Origin of the sequence: Pyruvatibacter mobilis (genome assembly GCF_012848855.1) — a bacterium.
Taxonomy (GTDB): Bacteria; Pseudomonadota; Alphaproteobacteria; order CGMCC-115125; family CGMCC-115125; genus Pyruvatibacter; species Pyruvatibacter mobilis.
In genome coordinates this window covers 2,246,377-2,266,174 of sequence record NZ_CP051630.1, presented here as the reverse complement: position 1 = coordinate 2,266,174, position 19,798 = coordinate 2,246,377, and the positions used below count along the sequence as shown (strand labels likewise).

The 19,798-nt window shown below is 64.5% G+C and carries 19 protein-coding genes; 11 read left to right on the top strand and 8 right to left on the bottom strand.

Translation table 11 applies throughout. The features are described 5' to 3' along the window. The first annotated feature begins 153 nt into the window (after positions 1-153). Both HG718_RS10560 and HG718_RS10555 read left to right on the top strand, forming a co-directional pair. Complete coding sequence (locus HG718_RS10560) at positions 154-1,707, top strand: UbiA family prenyltransferase (protein ID WP_160588409.1); 1,554 nt, start codon at positions 154-156, stop codon at positions 1,705-1,707. A gap of 15 nt (positions 1,708-1,722) precedes the next feature. Beyond that, a complete protein-coding gene (locus HG718_RS10555) occupies positions 1,723-2,145 on the top strand; it encodes a GtrA family protein (protein WP_160588408.1) in 423 nt (140 codons plus the stop codon). Between the two features lie 36 nt (positions 2,146-2,181). On the opposite strand, the gene HG718_RS10550 is transcribed toward HG718_RS10555, so the two are convergent. After that, positions 2,182-3,495, bottom strand: a complete 1,314-nt coding sequence (locus HG718_RS10550) for a hypothetical protein (protein ID WP_160588407.1) — start codon at positions 3,493-3,495, stop codon at positions 2,182-2,184. A 264-nt stretch (positions 3,496-3,759) separates the two neighbouring features. On the opposite strand from HG718_RS10550, the gene HG718_RS10545 reads away from it, so the two are divergent. From HG718_RS10545 to HG718_RS10535, 3 genes are all read left to right on the top strand, one after another. Next, the gene (locus tag HG718_RS10545; RefSeq protein WP_160588406.1) at positions 3,760-4,953 is read left to right on the top strand and encodes a DSD1 family PLP-dependent enzyme; all 1,194 of its coding nucleotides are present in this window, start codon (positions 3,760-3,762) and stop codon (positions 4,951-4,953) included. Positions 4,954-5,028: 75 nt separating this feature from the next. Beyond that, a complete protein-coding gene (locus HG718_RS10540; protein ID WP_160588405.1) occupies positions 5,029-6,192 on the top strand; it encodes a 6-phosphofructokinase in 1,164 nt (387 codons plus the stop codon). Positions 6,193-6,204: 12 nt separating this feature from the next. Then, positions 6,205-7,302 (top strand): 6-phosphofructokinase, encoded by a 1,098-nt coding sequence (locus HG718_RS10535; RefSeq protein ID WP_160588404.1) that lies wholly within the window; start codon positions 6,205-6,207, stop codon positions 7,300-7,302. Positions 7,303-7,314: 12 nt separating this feature from the next. On the opposite strand, the gene HG718_RS10530 is transcribed toward HG718_RS10535, so the two are convergent. Continuing rightward, positions 7,315-8,199 (bottom strand): isocitrate lyase/PEP mutase family protein, encoded by an 885-nt coding sequence (locus tag HG718_RS10530; RefSeq protein ID WP_244617757.1) that lies wholly within the window; start codon positions 8,197-8,199, stop codon positions 7,315-7,317. Positions 8,200-8,445: 246 nt separating this feature from the next. Here HG718_RS10530 and aptA point away from each other — a divergent pair, with 246 nt between their 5' ends. Further along, on the top strand, positions 8,446-9,801 hold the full coding sequence (gene aptA / locus HG718_RS10525; RefSeq protein WP_244617756.1) for an omega-aminotransferase AptA: 1,356 nt from the start codon (positions 8,446-8,448) through the stop codon (positions 9,799-9,801). Positions 9,802-10,042: 241 nt separating this feature from the next. On the opposite strand, the gene HG718_RS10520 is transcribed toward aptA, so the two are convergent. Then, positions 10,043-10,816, bottom strand: coding sequence for an SDR family NAD(P)-dependent oxidoreductase (locus HG718_RS10520; protein WP_027839206.1), 774 nt, complete (start codon positions 10,814-10,816; stop codon positions 10,043-10,045). Positions 10,817-11,145: 329 nt separating this feature from the next. Between HG718_RS10520 and HG718_RS10515 the strand changes: the two genes are divergently transcribed. Then, the gene (locus tag HG718_RS10515) at positions 11,146-11,832 is read left to right on the top strand and encodes a YiaD family glycine zipper/OmpA-like lipoprotein (protein ID WP_160588402.1); all 687 of its coding nucleotides are present in this window, start codon (positions 11,146-11,148) and stop codon (positions 11,830-11,832) included. Between the two features lie 84 nt (positions 11,833-11,916). Here HG718_RS10515 and HG718_RS10510 read toward each other — a convergent pair whose 3' ends face one another. From HG718_RS10510 to HG718_RS10495, 4 genes are all read right to left on the bottom strand, one after another. Then, entirely contained in the window at positions 11,917-13,374 is a 1,458-nt protein-coding gene (locus HG718_RS10510) for a methyl-accepting chemotaxis protein (RefSeq protein WP_160588401.1), read from the bottom strand. Between the two features lie 61 nt (positions 13,375-13,435). Then, positions 13,436-13,738 carry a hypothetical protein gene (locus tag HG718_RS10505; RefSeq protein WP_027839204.1) on the bottom strand — a complete coding sequence of 101 codons (303 nt, stop codon included), beginning with the start codon at positions 13,736-13,738 and terminating at the stop codon, positions 13,436-13,438. A 128-nt stretch (positions 13,739-13,866) separates the two neighbouring features. Continuing rightward, on the bottom strand, positions 13,867-14,373 hold the full coding sequence (locus HG718_RS10500; RefSeq protein ID WP_027839203.1) for a glutathione peroxidase: 507 nt from the start codon (positions 14,371-14,373) through the stop codon (positions 13,867-13,869). 97 nt (positions 14,374-14,470) lie between these two features. Further along, positions 14,471-15,034, bottom strand: coding sequence for a gamma-glutamylcyclotransferase (locus HG718_RS10495; RefSeq protein ID WP_160588400.1), 564 nt, complete (start codon positions 15,032-15,034; stop codon positions 14,471-14,473). A gap of 39 nt (positions 15,035-15,073) precedes the next feature. Here HG718_RS10495 and HG718_RS10490 point away from each other — a divergent pair, with 39 nt between their 5' ends. The 3 genes from HG718_RS10490 (at position 15,074) to HG718_RS10480 (ending at position 17,886) form a co-directional block, all read left to right on the top strand. After that, positions 15,074-15,475 carry a hypothetical protein gene (locus tag HG718_RS10490; protein WP_160588399.1) on the top strand — a complete coding sequence of 134 codons (402 nt, stop codon included), beginning with the start codon at positions 15,074-15,076 and terminating at the stop codon, positions 15,473-15,475. 136 nt (positions 15,476-15,611) lie between these two features. Then, positions 15,612-16,904 carry an EAL domain-containing protein gene (locus HG718_RS10485; RefSeq protein ID WP_160588398.1) on the top strand — a complete coding sequence of 431 codons (1,293 nt, stop codon included), beginning with the start codon at positions 15,612-15,614 and terminating at the stop codon, positions 16,902-16,904. Between the two features lie 76 nt (positions 16,905-16,980). After that, complete coding sequence (locus HG718_RS10480) at positions 16,981-17,886, top strand: TIGR01459 family HAD-type hydrolase (RefSeq protein ID WP_160588397.1); 906 nt, start codon at positions 16,981-16,983, stop codon at positions 17,884-17,886. Between the two features lie 9 nt (positions 17,887-17,895). On the opposite strand, the gene HG718_RS10475 is transcribed toward HG718_RS10480, so the two are convergent. Next, the gene (locus tag HG718_RS10475; protein WP_027839201.1) at positions 17,896-18,282 is read right to left on the bottom strand and encodes a response regulator; all 387 of its coding nucleotides are present in this window, start codon (positions 18,280-18,282) and stop codon (positions 17,896-17,898) included. 337 nt (positions 18,283-18,619) lie between these two features. On the opposite strand from HG718_RS10475, the gene HG718_RS10470 reads away from it, so the two are divergent. Continuing rightward, positions 18,620-19,567, top strand: a complete 948-nt coding sequence (locus HG718_RS10470; protein ID WP_160588396.1) for a bifunctional riboflavin kinase/FAD synthetase — start codon at positions 18,620-18,622, stop codon at positions 19,565-19,567. The last annotated feature ends 231 nt before the right edge of the window (positions 19,568-19,798 follow it).

Sequence of the window (19,798 nt, the reverse complement as noted above, 5' to 3'; positions counted from 1 at the left end):
GTGCATGAACTGGTCCAGCCGCCGGGGCAGCCCGCAGCGCGCCCGCGCAATCATTCAAATTTTCACTAAATGCGCATGGGCAGGCTCACCCCGTCTTGGCGCGGACCATGCAGGATTTAAAGAAAATCAGCATGTCCGGATCAGGATTGGGCCATGGCGAGACAGAAACACGAAAGCCCGCGCGCAGTGCCGGTGGACGCATCCCACGCCGCCGCCCTGTTCGGCGCGCAGCAGGCCACGGGGAATGAGACGGCCAACGTGGCAGACACCGCCACGCAGCTGCCGCTCGTTCTGGACCTCGACGGCACGCTGATCCGCACGGACGTGCTGGCAGAGACCTTCATTGCCTATCTGCGCCGCAACCCGCTGCGCCTGTTCCAGGTGATTGTCTGGCTCTTCATGGGCCGTGCGGTCCTCAAGCAGAAGCTCGCCCATGCCGCCGAGATCGATGTGGCCGGCCTTCCGGTCACGGAGGATCTGGTGAGCTTTGCCGCCCGCGAAGCCGCCCATGGCCGCGACGTGCATCTGGCAACCGCCGCCGACATGTCGGTTGCAGAGCGTGTCCGTGAGCGCTTCCCGTTCATCAGCCGCGTCTTCGCCAGCAATGGCGATATCAATCTCAAGTCGCGCGAAAAAGCCCGTGTGCTCGCCGAAGCCTTCCCCGATGGGTTCGCCTATGCAGGCAACAGTCGCGCCGACCTGGCCGTGTGGCAGGCCGCGGGCGAGACCATCATCGTCAACCCGGCCCCCGGCCTGGTGAAGGCGGCCCGCGCCATCCGCGCCCCGTCCCAAATCATCGCGTGGCCGCGCCGGGGCCTGCGCTTTGCGGCCAAGGTTCTGCGGCTACATCAATGGGCCAAGAACGGCCTCATTTTCGCGCCGCTTCTGCTGGGCGGTGTGCTGTTCGAGGCCGCGGCATGGGGCCAGGCGGCCGCGGGCTTCCTTGCGCTGTCGGTGCTCGCCTCGGCCACCTACCTGCTGAACGATCTGTTCGACTTGGCCGATGACCGCCGCCACTGGTCCAAGCGCACCCGGCCGCTGGCCTCCGGCGCCCTGCCCATTGCCCATGCCCTGGTGCTCATCCCCGCGGGCATGGCCGTGGCCTATGCCATCGCGGCCCTGGCCATCGGCACAGTCGGCGTCGCCTTCCTCACGGCCTATCTTGCGGTAACGCTCGCCTATTCCTTCAGCCTGAAGAAGATCGAGCTGCTGGACGCAGCCGTGCTGGCGTCGCTCTTCACCCTGCGTCTCGGTTTCGGTGTGGCGCTTGCGGGTGTCGTGCTGTCTCCCTGGCTGCTTGTCTTCTCCATGTTCCTGTTCCTGTCGCTCTCCTTTGCCAAGCGCCATGTGGAAGTCACCCGCATGGAAGCCCGAGGCCGCAGCACGGCGGCCGGGCGCGGCTACAAGGCGGGCGATGGCCCCATGGTCGCGATGATCGGCGCCGCGTCCGGCCTGGCCGCTGTGCAGGTGCTGGTGATGTATGTCATGAACGAGGCCTACCGGGCCGGGGCCTATGTGGCGCCGGTCATGCTGTGGGCGGTGCCGCCGATCCTGTTCCTGTGGATCGCCCGCATCTGGCTGCTGGCCCAGCGCGGAGAACTGGATGACGACCCGGTGGCCTTCGCGGTCAAGGATCCGCCCAGCCTGCTGCTTGGCTTCATGCTCGGCTTCGTCTTCCTGGTTGCCCTGTTCGGCTCCCCGGTCTGAACCCGGATCTCATCCATGTCGGAAACGCACCGCATACTGAGATTCCTGATCGTCGGCACCCTTGCCGCCGCGGTCAACTGGGTTGCCCGCATTATCCTGTCCTGGCTGTTCGCCCCCGCGCTCAGCTTCGAGCTGGCGGTGGTCATCGCCTATGCCATCGGCATGACCAGCGGCTTCCTTCTCTACCGCGCCCATGTGTTTCCTGAATCCGATCTCGCAGTTGCCGTCCAAATCCGCCGCTTCATCGTGGTCAATCTGGCAAGTGCCGCCGAAGTGTGGGTAATTGCCGTGCTGCTTGTCGGGCCCCTGGCCCAGGCCACAGGGCACGAACCCTTGGCAGAGGCACTGGCCCACGGCGTTGCCATCGCCTGCGGCGCGGCCACCAGCTATCTCGGCCACAGGCTCCTGACCTTCAGGCAGGTACAGCAGGCTTCGTAGAGTATCGTGAAAGCTTGAGTGGGACGGGCGCGAAGCTCAGGCCGTGCCTGCCAGCCGCAGCGCCACCATGGTCACCAGGTTGAGCGCCATCGCATAGGCCACCAGCACCGCCAGCACCGCCCGCCATTCCGCCCGTATGGTCGGTGCCAGCAGCAGCATGGCGATGGGCAGCCAGTCCAGCGCATAGCGCTGCACATTGTACTGGCTGAATCCGTTGGAGTGATAGAACAGCGTCACCCCGCAAATGACGGCCGCCGTCAGCAGGCCGATAAAGGCAATGCGGTGCCGCTGCACGAACACCAGCAGCAGCAGGAACGGGCTGGCCGCCAGGATCGACGTGCCGAAATCATCCACGCCCACGATCTTTGTCGTGAAGGTGCCGCCGAACTCCACATGCAGTCCCTGGAAGAACATGTGGACCAGATTGAACAGGAAATATTCCGGCGCGAAGAGCCCCAGCTCCTTGATGCGCAGGGAGATCACATTGTCCTCGCCCGGCGCCACATCGGCCGCGATATAGGCATAGCCCGTATCCAGGGGGTCACCGAAGCGCACATAGTTGTATGCGCAATAGACCGCGATGGCCGCCAGCACCGGCACCGCGATCTTGAAAACGGTGGCGATGCGCTGCCTGGTGACGCGGAACAGGGGTTCATCCTCGTTGAGCATCAGCACGAACAGCAGCGGCGCATAGAGAATGGTCATCTGGCGCGACAGGAAGGCCATGCCCAGCATTGCGCCTGCAAGCCAGGCATTGCGCCGTTCGATCGTCGCCCACAGCGCCATCGAGACGAAGAAGAAGCCGACAAGCTGTGCAAAAAACCACACCCGGTCGCCCCGCAGCGCCACGTAGTAGAGCGGCGTCGCGAATACCAGCGCCAGCAGCAGGATCAGCGTGCGCGTCTGATCTGGTCCGGCAGCCGTGAACAGCCGCGACCAGATGAAAGCGATGGCCAGCAGCAGCGCCAGTGACAAGGGCATGAAATGCCGGAACTCGGCTCCCTCGCCGCTGGCCGCAATGAAGGGCAGGGCGACGGCGGCCGGTGCCGGCGGGAAGATGACATAGGTCTTGCCCTCGAAGGTGGCGCAATCCCCGTCAAAGCAGGTGTCCGAGTGAAGCTGCCCGTTGAGCCAGCTGTCGGCCAGCACCGCATAGGAATTGGTCCCGGGCTCTTCCGTCACTGTCCGCAATGCCAGCCCCGCTGCAAGCGCAAAGGCCATCAGCAGCAGCACGGAGATCAGCAGCCAGTAGCGCGCCGGCGACACCACCGCCGGCATGTAGCCGCCGGGCGCCTGTGTCTCCTTGGTGCCCGCGTCGGGCGGTGTCGTGGGCGATGTTTCGCTGCTCATGATGCGGCTGCTTGATCCGGTCGGCAAAATCCAGGCCGCACCCTAGAGGAGCCCTCCTTGCTGACCGCTTAACGCGGTTAAGAAAAGCTGAACCGGTTGGAGATGGAACCATGCAGGGCGTCCGCGCCGGAGGAGATTCCGGCGCGCCGGGTCTTTGTAAAAGCCCGGCACTTCACTACTCTCGGCACAAATCTGCGCCCTCCCGAACCGGGACAGCCGCGCACGCACGGCCTTCGGGCACGACCATCAGGAGGAAGCGACGCCATGACCCTGCCGGCAGAGGAAGCCGCCCGTCTCACGCCCAATGCCCACATGCTGGGACAGCAGGGCTCGGCCCGCGCCCTCAATACGCCCGCCCTGGTGCTGGATCTGGATCTCTTCGACCGCAACCTCTCCCGCATGATGGCCCATTGCGAGGCATCGGGCCTCGGCCTGCGGCCCCACGCCAAGACCCATAAGTCCATTGAGATCGCCCGCCGCCAGCTCGACGCGGGCGCTGTCGGCATCTGCGTTGCCAAGCTGGGCGAGGCGGAAGTCATGGGCCGCGGCGGCATCGGCAGTGTGCTGATCACGTCGCCGGTGGTGAAGGAAGACGCAATCCGCCGCCTCATCGCGCTCAACAATGACATGCCGGACCTGATGGTCTGCGTCGACAATATCGACAACGCCGAGGAGCTTGCCCGTGCAGCGTCTCCCGAACGGGGCAATGCCCGCGCGCTCAAGGTGCTGGTTGATCTGGACGTCGGTCTCCATCGGACCGGCATCGCACCGGGGGAGGGGGCGGCGAAGCTCGCAGCTTTCATCGCCGCAAGCCCCGGCCTCGAGTTCAAAGGGCTACAAGCCTATGCCGGCCATCTCATGCATGTGGCCGATTACGCCGAGCGGCGGGACAAGTCGCTCGCCGCCATGAAGATGCTGGGTGACATGCGAGACATGCTCCTTGAGCAGAGCATTTCCTGCGACGTGCTCACCGGCGGCGGCACCGGCACCTGGGACATCGACCCCGAGGCGGGCGTGCTGACCGACCTGCAGGCGGGCAGCTATCTGTTCATGGATACGGAGTACAACGCCGTCAGCCAGAAGGACGGCGCCGCGCAGGCCTTTGAGACCTCACTCACCATCCAGACGACCGTGGTCAGCGCCAACACGCCCGGCATCGCCACCACCGACGCCGGCATCAAGAGCATGGCGACCGACCAGAAGGAATTCCGCATCGCGTCCGGCGCGCCGGAAGGCACCGCCTATTTCCTGTTCGGCGACGAGCAGGGCGGCCTTCTCTTCTCCGACAAGAAAGAGAGCGAAGGCGGTGAAAAACACAGCCTCAAACCGGGCGCCGTCCTCAATCTCGAAACACCCCACTGCGACCCCACCGTCAATCTCTATGAGTGCTACCACGTGGTCCAGAACGGCACCCTCGTCGACATCTGGCCCATCGACACCCGCGGTCGCAGTGCGTGATAAGCTGGCAGCCGTGACATCATGCGGTCATGAAGCCGCGCCAAGTTGACCGGATAACGCAAGACGGGAGTATCCATGCGTATCGGTATCCTCACAGGCGGCGGGGATGTGCCGGGGTTGAACCCGGCCATTCAGCAGGTGACGCGGGAAGCGCGGGACCGGGGCTGGGAGGTGCTGGGCATCCGCAATGGCTGGGCCGGCCTGCTCAACATCAATCCGGATGATCCCACAAGCGCCGAGCGTCACGTCATGGACCTCAACCGCCGCACTACGCGCGGCATTGACCGGTTCGGCGGCACGGTGCTCCACACCGCCCGCCTGCACCCGGATACGGTGCGTGAAGCGGATATGCCCGCCTTCCTTGAGGGAGAGGCACAGTATGACGAGCGCCGCTGGGCCGATATGACACCGCATATCCTGCGCGTCATCGCGCATCTGCGGCTTGATGCCATCATTCCCATCGGCGGCGACGGCACGCTGAGCTACGCGGCCCGCCTCCACAAGGAAGGGGTGCCTGTTATCGCGATCCCCAAGACCATGGACAATGATGTTCAGGGGACGGATGTCTGCATCGGCTTCCCGACAGCCATCACCCGGTCAATCCGCACGGTGCACGATATCCGCGCCACCGCCTCCGCCGAGCAGAGCATCGGCGTCATCGAGCTGATGGGCCGAAATTCCGGTGAAACGGCCTTGATGGCAGGCCATCTCGGCTCCGCCGACCGCACGGCCATCGCCGAAGTGCCGGTGGATGCACAGGTCCTGGCACCGCTTCTGCGGAAGGACATGAGCGCCGGTGGCGAGAGCGGCGCCGTGATGGTGATCTCCGAAGGCGCGAAGCTGGAAAACACCTTGGTGGACGAAACAGACCTGCCGGTGCGGACTGACAAGTTCGGCAACAAGCGCCTGGGCGGGGTGGGGGAAATCCTCGCGCGGGATCTCTCCGCCCGGCTCGACGTGCCCGTCTTCTCCCTGCAGCTCGCCTATCTCATGCGTGCCGGGGCGCCCGTCTCGCAGGACAGCCTCATCGCCCGCGCCTTCGGTGCTCTTGCGGTGGAACTGCTGGCAGCCGGCGAAGCGGCCCGCATGACCGTGCTGCAGGACGGCCGGTACACCTCCGTCCATGTCTCGGAGACCGGCAAGGGCGCGGCCCAGGTGGATGTGGACAGCTTCTATGACCGTACGGCTTTCATGCCGCGCATCACCCGCCCGTCCATCGCCCAGTCTCTGAGTTTCTGAGGAGGACGTCCCATGCGCATCGGCGTGCTGACAGGCGGCGGCGACGTGCCGGGCCTCAACCCCGCCATTCAGGCGGTTACGCGGGCGGCCATCGACCAGGGCTGGGAGGTGGTCGGCATCCGGCGCGGCTGGCGCGGCCTGCTTGATTTCGATCTCGATGATCCCTTCGTCGCGGCGGCCGAGCACACGCTGCCCCTCACCCTGCAAAGCGTCCGTGCCATCGACCGGGAGACCAGCACCATCCTGCAGACCGCCCGCACCGAGCGACGCACGCTGGAGGAACGGACCGCCCATATCCTCAAGGTGATCGGGCACCTGAAGCTCGATGCCCTGGTGCCCATCGGCGGCGTGCATACGCTCGCCTATGCGGCGCATCTGGCGCGCGAGGGGGTGAAGGTGAACACCATCCCCAAGACCATGGACAATGATGTCTTCGGCACCGACTACTGCATCGGCTTTTCCACCGCCGTCACCCGTTCCGTTGATGCAGTCAACGCCCTGCGCACACCTGCGGGCAGCCATGAGCGCGTCGGCATCATTGAGCTGTTCGGCCGCCGCTCCGGTGAAACAGCGCTGATGGCGGGCTTCCTCGCCGATACCGACCGCACCCTCATCGCCGAAGTGCCGGTGGACATGGAGGCGGTCGCTGAATTGCTGCTCAGGGACCGCACCGACAACCCGTCCTCCTATGCCATGGCCGTTGTGTCCGAAGGCGCGCGTCTCAAGGGCGACGACGACGTGGCCTATGGCGAAGTGGACCAGGACGGCAACCGCCGTCTCGGTGGCATCAGCGACACAATGAGTGAGGAGTTCAAGCGGCTCACCGGCGTCGGCACGATCTCCCAGAAGCTGGGCTACCTCATGCGCATCGGCGCGCCGGACGCGCTGGACACCATGGTCGGCCGCGCTCTCGGTGCCCGTGCCATCCAGCACATCGCCGATGGTGAAACCGGACTCATGATGGCCGTGCGTGATGGAAGCTACACCAGCGTGCCCGCCGACATTTGCACCACCAGCGAGCGCCGCGTGGATGTAGACGCCTTCTATGACAGCACCGCCTATCGTCCCCGCATCCGCGGCATCGCCGGCCTGCCCATGTTTCTGCGCTGACGACCCGTCGCCTCAGCCGTCCAGGTCGGCTGCTTCCGCCAGCATGTCCGGCAGGCCTATCAGCTCGTTGTAGTGCTGGAAGGTCACCCGGTCCTCGCCGTCCGGCAGTCTGCCCTGTGCCAGAAGTGATCCGTACACGTCCTGTAACCGCTTGGTGACGGCCAGAAGCGCCGTCACGGGAAAGACGGCGATCTTGTAGCCCATCTCTTCCAGTGCTGTGGCGGTGAGGTAGGGTGTCTTGCCGTCCTCCACCATGTTGGCCACCAGCGGCGTTCCCTTGAAGGTGTCCGCCACCTTGAGAAGCTCCTTCTCCGTGCGTGGTGCTTCGATGAAGAGAATGTCGGCCCCCGCATCGAGATAGGCGTCCGCGCGCTTCAGCGCGTCTGCCATGCCGTTAACCGAGCGGGCATCCGTGCGCGCCATCACCTTGAAATCGCGTGAGGACCGTGCGTCGACGGCGGCGCGGATCTTGGCCGCGGCTTCGGCTTTTGGGATCACCTCCTTGTTTTCCATATGCCCGCAGCGCTTGGGAAAGACCTGGTCCTCAAGCTGGATGCAGCCGGCTCCGGCCTGCTCATAGAGCCGGGTGAGGCGGGCGGCATTGAGCGGGCCGCCATGGCCGTTGTCCCCGTCGGCGATCAGCGGCGCGGGCAGGGCGGCACCCGCCAGCGCCCGCACCCGGTCCGCCATTTCCGTAGCTGACATCAGGCCGATATCGGGCACGCCCAGGGTCGAGCCCGCCGCCCCGAAACCGGTGAGATAGACGCATGTGGCGCCGGCCTGCATGGCCAGCCGGGCCGATAGGGCGTCATAGGCGCCGGGAGCCTGGATGATGCCCTTGCGCCTGAGCAGGCGCGACAGGGATTTGGCTCCCGTCATGGCGGTGGAATTGGACATGGCTGGCTCTCCCCGGCAGCCGCTATGACGGCTGGATAATGCTGGCAATGCGCCGGGTCGCCGGCGGCAGCGCGGGCGTCTTGCTGACCGGTGGCAATGTTCGCCACCATTTTGCGCCCCTTCTGCTTCTGATAGCGTCACTCGGCACGAGGCTGCAAGCTGGCCCCGTCCCGCGCACTCGCCCGCGAGTCCGATTTCCGCTGCCCAATGTCCGCCGCATGTGACGCGGCGCAGGAGTTTACCGCCATGACACCGCCTGATGATCTCGGCCCCGCCGTCACGCCAAATGATCTTGATGCCTTCTGGGTGCCCTTTACCCCGAATGCCGAGTTCAAGCAGCGCCCGCGCCTCGTCGCCCGCGCCGAGGGCATGCATTACTACACGCCCGAGGGCCGCGCCGTGCTGGACGCGACCGCCGGCCTGTGGTGCGCCAATGCGGGCCATTGCCGCAAGCCCATCGTCGAGGCGATCCAGAAGGCGGCCGCCGAGCTTGATTTCGCGCCGTCCTTCCAGTTCTCCCACCCCAAGGCCTTCGAGCTGGCGTCCCGCATCGCAGCGCTGGCGCCGGGCGATCTCAACCACGTCTTCTTCGGTAATTCCGGGTCCGAGGCGGACGACACCGCCCTCAAGATCGCGCTGGCCTATCACCGCGCCCGCGGCGAGGGCTCCCGCACCCGCCTGATCGGCCGTGAGCGCGCCTATCACGGCGTCGGCTTCGGCGGCATCTCCGTCGGCGGCATGGTGCTCAACCGCAAATGGTTCTCCGGCGCCATGCTGCCGGGCGTGGATCATCTGCCCCACACCTATTCCCGCGAACATCAGGCCTTCACCACGGGCCAGCCTGAATGGGGCGCGCATCTGGCGGATGATCTTGAGCGCATGATCGCCCTGCATGACGCCTCCACCATCGCCGCCGTCATCGTTGAGCCCATGGCTGGCTCCACCGGCGTGCTGCCGCCGCCCAAGGGCTATCTCGAGCGCCTGCGCGAGATCACCTCAAAGCACGGCATCCTGCTCATCTTCGATGAGGTCATCACAGGCTATGGGCGCCTCGGCGCGTCGTTTGCGGCAGAGCGTTTCGGCGTGGTGCCGGACATGATCACCTTTGCAAAAGGCGTCACCTCCGCGTCTGTGCCCCTGTCCGGTGTCATTGCCACCGAGGACATCTACAAGACCTTCGCCGACAGTGTGGCCGGGGCGGATCACGCCATCGACCTGTTCCACGGCTACACCTATTCAGCCCATCCCCTGGCCTGCGCGGCGGGGCTTGCCACGCTTGATCTGTATCGCGACGAAGGGTTGTTCGAGCGGGTGGCAGGGCTTGAGGCCATGTGGGCGGATGCGATCATGGACTTGAAGGATCACCCGCTGGTGGAAGACATCCGTCAGCTCGGTCTTACCGCGGCCTTCGACCTCGCCCCGGTGCCCGGCACGCCCGCCAGGCGCGGCTTCGATGCCATGCGTGCGGGCTTCCACGACCATGACATCATGCTGCGGGCGTCGGCCGACACCATCTGCCTGTCGCCGCCGCTGATCGTCAGCGAGGCGGAAATTGGCGAGATTGTGGCGCGGACCCGCAAGGCGTTTGATCAGGTCGCCTGACCGGCTGCTGATAGCTTTGTGATTTCAGGGGCTTGGCAGCTCACGCAAGCGTTCCGGCAGCTGCCTGCTTGTCGCACTTGCGGGGGACGGGGGGCATATCCATATGCCAGTCACACCCGGATGACCCCCGTGCCGGTCGGCATCCCCCTCCCCCCCACGACTTGGGCATGGGCCCGGGACTTGGCCCGGCGGATTTTTCCGCCGGGCCCTTTTTCTTTCAGCTGTCTGGCAGGTGCGAGGCTCAGCCGCCGGTGATGGTGGCACCGCCGTCGATGGTCATAGTTTGACCGGTCATGAACGCCCCGGCATCAGACGCAAGGAACACGGCAGCGCCCGCGATCTCGTCCGGAATGCCGATGCGCTTGAGCGCCGAACCGGAGGTGGACGCCTTCAGGATCTCGTCATTGTCCCACAGTGCCTTGGCGAAATAGGTCTTGATCAGGCCCGGGGCGATGGCATTGGCGCGGATGCCCTTGGGGCCGTACTCAACGGCCAGGTTGCGCGCCAACTGCATATCCGCCGCCTTGGAAATGGCGTACGCGCCCAGCACCGCAGAACCCTTGAGCCCGCCGATCGAAGAAATGATGGTGATCGACCCGTCGCCGCGTTCCAGCATTTGCGGCAGCACCAGATTGCACAGCCAGTGATTGGACTTGATGTTGACGTCCATCACCTTCTGGAAGGCTTCGTCGGGAATGTCGGCAGATGAGCCGAAGAACGGGTTCACAGCCGCATTGCACACCAGCGAGTCGATGCGCCCGAACTCCTGCATGGTCGCATTGACCAGCTTTTCGAGTTCTTCCTTGTGGGAGATGTTGCAGGGGATGGCCACAGCCGTACCGGCACCATGGGCGTCGTTGATCTCGGCCGCCACCTTGTCGCAGGCATCCGCCTTGCGGCTCGACACCACCACCTTGGCGCCATGCTCGGCCATGCGCTTCACGATGGCTTCGCCGATGCCTTTGGTGGAGCCGGTGACCAGCGCCACCTTTCCGGACAGGTCAAACAGGGTCATGGAACATATTCCTCCGGGTATTGTTGTGCCGGTGAACGTGAAACGCGTGATCGCATTTCTGGTGGCCGGACGGGCAAGCGGATAAGCTGCTGCCTTGAAAGGCCACACCGGCTGTTTCGCGGGTTCGGGCGATTTATAGCAGAGTTGCCACAATCCCGATGCAGCTTTCGTGCTGGCCATTCAGCCCGGGTTCATCTGCCCGGGCCGAGGCTTGCTGACAGGGGACTGGGCTGGGGAAGCTGCATGGCAGCGTCCTCTCATGATTAGGCCCTTCCACCACGGTTTTTCCTGTGCCCCGCGGGGGCCAAATCACAAGGATCGGACATTTCATGAAAAAGTCAGTGGCACTCGTCGCGGCCGGCGCTCTTGCGCTCGCCGCCTGCACGACCGACCCCTATACGGGTGAACGCAAGGCATCCAAGGCAGGTATCGGTGCCGGTGTGGGTGCCGCTGTCGGCGCCCTCGGCGGCGCGCTTATCGGTGGTGGCGACACCCGCACCCGCGTCCTCATCGGCGCAGGCGTCGGCGCACTGGCCGGTGCCGGTGTCGGCTATTACATGGACCGCCAGGAAGCCAAGTTGCGCGACCGTCTGCAGTCCACCGGCGTCAGCGTGACGCGTCAGGGCGACAACATCATCCTCAACATGCCGTCCAACATCACCTTCGGCGTCGACCAGTCGGACATCCGGCCGAACTTCTATGAGGTGCTGAACTCCGTCGCCATCGTGCTCGATGAGTTCGACAAGACCCTCGTCGACGTGATGGGCCACACGGATTCGACCGGTTCCGCTGAATACAACATCGACCTGTCGCTGCGCCGCGCCAGCTCCGTCGGCCAGTACCTGGTGAGCCAGGGCGTTGATGGCCGCCGCCTGCTGGTGAAGGGCTTCGGCGAAGAACGCCCGATTGCCGACAACAGCACCGAGGCCGGCCGCGCCGCCAACCGCCGCGTGGAAATCCAGATTTCCCCGCTGCGCGCCACCTCGTCGGTGGAGCAGGGCAACACCGCCTCCTAAGGCGTACGTTTAGCCCCGAGAAAAAGAAAACCGCCTGCCGGTCTCCCGGCAGGCGGTTTTTTCATGCGTGGGTCGCAGCGCAGCCTAGGCCGCCCGCAGCCGGCCCAGCAGGGCGTCAAGGCTGCCCTGAAGCGTGCTCGTCCGGCTGTTCATCTCGTCGATGACGCTGACGATTTCCGCAGCCGACGATGAGGATGCCCGCGTCTGCTCCAACACCTGGCCGATATTCTCGTCCACGGCGCCCGCGCTCTGGGCGGCGGCATCCGTGTTGCGGCTGATCTCGGTCGTCGCCTGGGTCTGTTCCTCGATCGCAACCGACACAGAGCTGCTCCGCTCGTCGATGTCGGAGATTCGTGTGCGGATAGCCTCAATGGCACCGGTCACCGAGTTGGCGCTGGCCCGCATGCTTTCAATGGTCTGGGCAATCTCCTCGGTGGCCTTGGCCGTCTGGGTTGCAAGCCCCTTCACCTCGCCGGCCACCACGGCAAAGCCCTTGCCGGCCTCACCGGCGCGTGCGGCCTCGATGGTGGCGTTGAGTGCCAGCAGGTTGGTCTGGCTGGCAATATCCTCGATGAGGCTGATGACCTTGCCGATCTGGTCCGTCGCGTCGTTGAGACGACCGGCAGCTTCCACCGCCGTGTCGGTTTCACCCACGGCAGCCTTGGCGGCATGGCTTGAATCACCGATGCGCTGGGCAATCTGCGCGATGGAGGCCCCAAGCTCTTCGGTTGCCGCCGCCACCACCTGCACGCTGCTGGCGGATTCGGCGGATGCGTGGGAAACCGCTTCGCACCGGCCGGTGGCCGCGTCCGTCGCTGATGTCACCTGTGCCGCCGCTGCGTTTGCCTGCGCCGCTGCATGGTTAACGCTCTCGACAACGCCGCGCACTTCGCGTTCTAGGTCTTCTGCCACCTGCAACATCTGCCGGCGGCGTTCCTCCTGCTGTGCGGCTTCAGCCTGGGCGCGTTCCTCGGTCAGCTTCTCGACCTGGGCCAGCGCCTCATTGGCCTTGGCAACCGAGGTTTCCGCCGCCGTGAAACCCGCCACCAGCCGTTCGCAGAGCCAGTAGAGCGCTGCTGTTTCCAGCACCACGATCACCGCATGCAGCACCACCCGCAGCAGATCCGTACCGTCCGGAAACACTGCCATGGGCAGCAGGAAGTTGAGCGCCAGGTGATGCACCGCAATCACGGCTGCCGACAGCAGCAGCGCCCGGCTATCCGCCAGAGCCACGAGGATGGCAAGGCTGGCGAAGAAATACATGTGCAGGTCGATCTGCCACGGATGCCCGGCCATCTGGTACACCAGCACAGCGACACTCAGCGCAACGGCGACACCCGTCGTCAGCCGGTTCTGCGCGTTGCCCTGGCCGGTTGCCCAGGAGGCCGTGTTGATGAGGGCAAGGCCCGCCATCATCAGGACCGGCGCCAGCATCGGCTGCTCGGTCACACTGCCCAGAAGAGCGGCCACACCCACCTGCACCCACAGGAAGGCCATAAGCGCCTTGCTGGCTGTCGCCCGGATTTCCTTGATCTGTTCCATCGTGCTTGACGTCCGTTTGGAGGGACCGGGTCAGCGCCCGGCCGCTGAGGTAAGAGACAAGTCAGACTTGCTGCCCGGCGCAGCCACGCGCGCCGGCCGCATTGAGCATCACCACCACGCCCTGACGCAGAAACGCGTCCGGAGCGGGCAGGGTGTCGAAAGTGGCGTAGATCAGGTGTCCGTCGGCAGGCAGGTTCACGACCCTGCCTCCCAGCATCGCCGTCCGGACAAAACGTTCATTGCTGCTGAGATCGGACCCGAACACCAGGACCGCCGGTTTCCCGGCAGCAGGCATCACCGTAAGCGCCGCAAGGACGCCCAGTCCGAAAACCGCAAGTGATATGGCAGGCAGAAAGTCGCGCACCCTTGAACCCCGATCATCCTCCGCCGGGTTGCCGGCGAATTCACGTCACGGGATAGCCAAGCACGCGTCAGGTTAAAGCCGCGCTAAAAACTGTGCCGCATATGGAAACGCGGACACCGGGGCGGAGCCTAGGCGTCCTCGACCACAAGGCGCAGGTCACGCAGCAGCTCATCCGACATCGGCGTCACCTTGGAGCTGAAGCTCCTCAGGAATGTGCCGTCCGGGCCGATCAGCAGCTTGTGAAAGTTCCACGCCGGGATTGCCGCGTCACCGCCTTCGGATGCCACCCAGGCATAGAAGGGGTGCGCATCCGCGCCGGTCACGCGCTGCTTGGCCGTCATCGGAAAATCGACGTGATAGGTGGCGGTGCAGAAATCATGGATTTCCGCGTCCGTGCCCGGCTCCTGTGCGCCGAAATCATTGGAAGGCACGCCCAGCACGACAAGTCCGCGATCCTTGTAGCGCTCCCACAGGCGCTGCAGATCGCCATATTGCGGGGTGAAGCCGCATTCGCTCGCCGTGTTCACCACCAGAAGCGTCCGGCCCTTGTAGTCGGCCAGATTGATCTCACCACCGGTGATGGCGGGGAAGGTGAAGTCATGGGCGGTCTTGCCGGCGGCTTTGGGCGTGCTCATGGCGGGCTCCTCGAACTGGCGCGCGGGGAGGCCTACACTGCCCCCGCGGTCGCTGACGGCCCTGCATGTATCACGCTTTGCCGTCGATTCCCTAGCGTCACCTGCGCTTTGCGGTGGCAGCCCGTCCGCGGTCGATCAGCGGCACCAGATCGTGCAGGTCGCTCAGATAGACCCCGTGGGCCGTCAGTGCTTCCGCCGACAGCCGCAGATAGTCCGCCGCCGCCCCCTTGCGGCCGACCCCGTGGTTGAGCCGCCGCAAAAAATCACCGCGTGGCCGGTGCGGATGAAACCGCCCATTGGTCGGATGCGCCACATAGGTGAGGGCCCGCACCCGTTCGCCGGAGGCAAGCCGCGCCGGGGCCATCACCGCCAGATAGGCCCATTCCCGCGCCGACAGGACGGGCAGGGTGGCCGGGCAGTCCTCCGGCGCCAGCAGGAACGCAATCCCGTCCACAACGCCGCCGGGATGCAGGCCCGCTGCCAGCCCCGGGCGGCTGACCCAGCCATAGGACTTGGAGCCCATCATGCTCATCCGCCGGTGCCAGCCGGTCACCTGCGCCCGCTCGGCCCGCCGATAGGCAAAGCCCGGCTCCCACATCAGCGAGCCGTAGCCGAAGATCCAGAGCCCGTCAGGGCCGATTGGGGGCGTGCGGTGGCGCATTGTTATTGCTGATATGCTCGTGTCCGAGGGAGATGGGACATGACATTCACTGACGTTGGATTGTGCTTAGACATATACGGGGTATTGGTCCTTGGATTGGCCATTGGCTTCTCCTCCGATCAGCATATCGAGGCTCTTTCAGGGACGTACTTCGACTCAAACTCGTACTTCGCCCGCGAGCTGATACTGCAACGTATCGATACAAAACTTGGAATACTGCTCCTCGCGGCAGGCTTCTCCGCACAGATAGTTGGGGTTCACTACCGTGAATTTGAATTCAACACTGACGCAGCAATCGGTTTTGTAATTATGGTCGGGTTGGCTTTGACAGGGTATTTCCGTGATCTGAGGCAAGAAATCGGTTCCCGCAGGTGTAACCGGTTTTATGCTGAAATTCGTCGAAAGCGCGAGGAGGAGAGCCAGCAAGCGGACGGAGTATAGTGTCCCTTCAGAATCCGGCTTGGTTAACACTTTCTCAAAGACTGGTGACGACACTTGCCCGCAAGAATCTGTTCACCATGGGGACCATCCGTCTCCGCCGCCGGTCGCGCGACCGGTCCTGGGAAAGTGCCTGCCGATGCCGTCATGGCTCAATAACGGCCTGATCTTCGCCTCCTACACCCTGCTCATCGCGGCGGTATCGCTGGCGCTGCACCGTGCCGGCGGGGTGGAGGTGCAGGCCGCCGTACTTATCGGGGCTGTCATGCTTTTGTTTGCCGGCCAGGTGCATGCCCTTGTCGGCCGCATCCAGGAGCGCGCAACGGCGGAAGCGGAACTGCGCGGCATGCGCACCCTCACCGCCGCCATGACCCGCGACATGGAACAGATGCGCAGCCGCATGGAGGAGCTGGAAGACGCCCTCGACACCCAGACGGCCGCCCGCAACGAACAGATTTCAAGCGAAGTGCGCCTCGTCGAAACTCTGGTGAAGGGGCTCGCCGAAAGCGTTGAGGCCGGCGTCCGTGGGGGCAACCAGGCCCGCCGCGCCGGCGACCGTCCGGACCCGCTTGAACCCGGCCAGACCCGCCTGCCGCTCGACAGCGATGCCGCTGAACCTGTGACCGAAGGCGAGATGATCGAGACCATCCGCAATTCGCTGGAGGAGAACCGGGTCGATCTTTATCTCCAGCCTATTGTCACCCTGCCGCAGCGCCGCACCCGCTTCTATGAAGGCCTGTCGCGCCTGCGCGGGCCTGAGGGCGAAATCATCATGCCGGGCGACTACATGCGCGTGGCAGAACCCGCCGGCATGATGCCGGTGGTCGACAACCTCCTGCTGTTCCGCTGCGTGCAGGTGGTCCGCCGCCTTGTGGCGCGCAACCGCGACATCGGCGTCTTCTGCAACATCTCCGTTCACTCGCTGCTCGATTCCGAGTTCTTCCCGCAATTCGTCGAGTTCATGGAGCACAATGCGGACCTCACCGGCGCCATGTTCTTCGAGTTCTCGCAATCGGCCATTGACGGCCTGGGGCCCATCGAGCGCGCCAGCCTTGACGCCTTGCACGCGCTCGGCTTCCGCTTCTCCATGGACCATGTGCGCCGCCTCGACATGAATCTGAGCGAGCTCTACGACATGGGCTTCCGCTATGTGAAGGTGCCCGCCAATCTGCTGGTGGGCGACATGCGCGGCACCGGCTCGCTGGTACGGGCCGAAGACCTCAAGGCCCTGTTCGAGCGCAACGGCATCGATATTGTTGCTGAACGCATCGAGGACGAGCGCACCGCCGTTGCCGTCCTCGACATGGATATCGAGTTCGGCCAGGGCTTCCTGTTCGGTGAGCCGCGGGCCGTGCGTGAGGACGCACTATCTGCCCCCGCCGACCCGCTTGCCGACCCGGTGCGCGAACTGCGCGAGGTCCGGGTCCAGTAACCGGCACCCACCCGCTGGCCTCATACCGCCAAACTGTCGCTTGACGCTGTCCCGCCCGGCCGCTACCTCCGCCGCCATGGCAGACACATCCCGCACCCTCCCCGACACAAGCCTCATCACCAGCCTCGGCGACATCGCCGACGGCTATGACGCCATCCTGTGTGACGTCTGGGGCGTGATCCACAATGGCAAGGTGCCGCATCTCAAGGCCTGCGCGGCACTGAAGCGGTTCCGGGAGACGCGGGGGCCGGTGGTGCTGGTGTCCAACTCGCCCCGGCCGGTCGAGGGGATCCCTCCGCAGCTGGCAGGCATCGGCGTGCCTGAAGATGCCTGGGACGCCATCGTCACGTCAGGCGATTCCACCCGCGTGATGGTGAAGGAAGGCAATTTCGGCCGCCGCTGTTTCCATCTGGGTCCGGATCGTGACCTCACCCTGTTCGACGGCATGGATGTGGTCCGGTCAGGCGACCCTGAGGCTGAGGCGGATTTCATCATCTGCACCGGCCCGTGGGACGACGAGACCGAGACGGCGGAGGATTACCGAAAGCTGTTTGAAGAGCTGGTGCCCAGGGGCATGCCGATGATCTGTGCCAACCCCGACCTCGTGGTGGAGCGCGGGCCGAAGCTGATCACCTGCGCCGGCTCACTCGCCGAACTCTACGAGGAACTTGGCGGCACTGCCCTGTATGCGGGCAAGCCGCACGCCCCGATCTACCGTCTGGCCCGCGAAATGCTGGCCACCCTTGGCGTCAGGCGCGAGGCGGGCAAGTGGGAGCGGGTGCTGTTTGTGGGGGACGGTCTGCCGACGGATATCCCCGGGGCCCGGGATCAGGGCATGGATGCCCTGTTCATTACGTCCGGCATTCATGCCGCCGAATTCGGCGATGATGCAGATAATCCCGATGAAACAGCCCTTAAAACGACGCTGGCGCACCGGGAGCTTTCGCCCCGGTACGCCATTTCGCGCTTGAGCTGGACCTGAGCGGGGCGATTAGAATTCGCCGATAACCGCTTCGATCTTGCTTTTCAGCGTGGCCGCGTTGAACGGCTTCACGATGTAATTGTTCACACCGGCCTTTTTGGCGGCGATCACATTCTCGGTTTTGGACTCGGCCGTAATCAGGATGAACGGGGTGGGCTTCAATGCCTCGTCCGACCGCACTTCCTTGAGCAGCTGATAGCCGGTCATCGGTTCCATGTTCCAGTCGGAGATGACGAGCCCGTAGTTGCGCTCCTTCATCTTGGCGAATGCCTCGGATCCGTCTGCAGCTTCATCCACATCCGAAAAACCCAGCTGTTTCAGCAGGTTTCGGATAATACGGATCATGGTCTTGTAATCATCGACCACCAGGATCGGCATGGACATGTTCACAGCCATCGTAGTGCCTCAGCTCGTTCTCGTTTCGGGTGCAATTCCTTTGCACATGGCGGCAGAGTAGGGCTGTGCTTTTGAAAAACCGTTAACAGCGGTGTGATCAGGTCAAATTACCAATCTGCGGTTGAGTTTGTCCCGGTGATACATGACGCCCGGTTGGGGCAAACCACCTTGCACGCCCCATAAAAGGGGCCGGACTTGACGCATAGCCCATTGAAGATTTAGGGGAACCCGGGCTCCCGGCGCCAGGCGGGGAGCTGCCTTATGGGCCCGCTCTCCCCGCGGTCCGATGGCCGTCCGGGACGGCCTGCATATTCTGGAAGGACCATCGCCCGTCATCATGCGGATCATCCGACACTATAAAGACGTGCCGGACGCTGCCCGCGGGGCTGTGGTCGCCATCGGCAATTTCGACGGGGTGCATCGAGGCCACCAGGCGGTGATCGGCCAGGCCCGGGCTCTGGCAGCTGATATGGGCGTGCCCGTGGCCGTTCTCGTTTTCGAACCCCATCCCCGGCAGTACTTCGCCCCGGATGCCCCGTTTTTCCGCCTGTCCTCCTTCCGCGCCAAGGTGGGGCTGCTGGCGGAAAACGGTGTCGATATCACCTATGCGCTGCCCTTCGACAAGCACATGGCCTCCCTCACCGCGCCGGAATTCGTGTCTGACGTGCTGGTAAAGGGCCTTGGTGCGGTCCATGTGGTGGTGGGTTATGATTTCTGCTTCGGCAAGGGCCGGGCAGGGGACATTACGGCCCTGCGCTATATGGGCGACATGGAGGGCTTCGGCGTGACGGTTGTTTCAGCTCAGGGCGAGGGAGACGGCGAAGTCTTTTCCTCCACCCGCGTGCGCGAGGCCTTGAGCGAGGGCCGCGTGGAAGACGCAGCCCGCCTGCTCGGCCGCCCCTGGTTCATCGAAGGCCGGGTGCTGGATGGCGACAAGCGTGGACGGACCATCGGTTTCCCCACCGCCAACGTGCAGCTCGACGGCGTGGTGCCGCCCAAATTCGGCGTCTACGCGGTGGAGGTCGAGATCGAGGACGGCCCCCACAAGGGCACCTACAAGGGGGTCGCCAATCTCGGCAAGCGGCCGACCTTCAACAAGGAAGACGTGCTGCTGGAGGTCAATCTGTTCGACTTCGCAGGCGATATCTATGGCGCCCATCTGCGCGTCTCCCTCATGGGCTTCATCCGCGCTGAACAGAAATTCGACGGCCTGGACGCCCTGAAGGCCCAGATTGCAGCGGACGCTGATACCGCCCGCTCGATCCTCGCAAACCCTGCCGCCTGACCGGGCAGGATGCTGCCGCGATCAGCAAAAAACCTTGTGCCCAAGCGCTTTACGCCCTCTCACCGGCCCTGCTACAAGCTTCCCATGCAGCGGATATGGACCATCAGCGTGACGCGAATTAGCGGCCCGGTTCGGGGCGCGGCAGCCTGAGACAGGTCAGGCGCCGGGGCCGGACCGGGAGTGAGACCCCCCTTCATTCTTCCCTGAATCATTATTGCCCTGCCGGCCGAG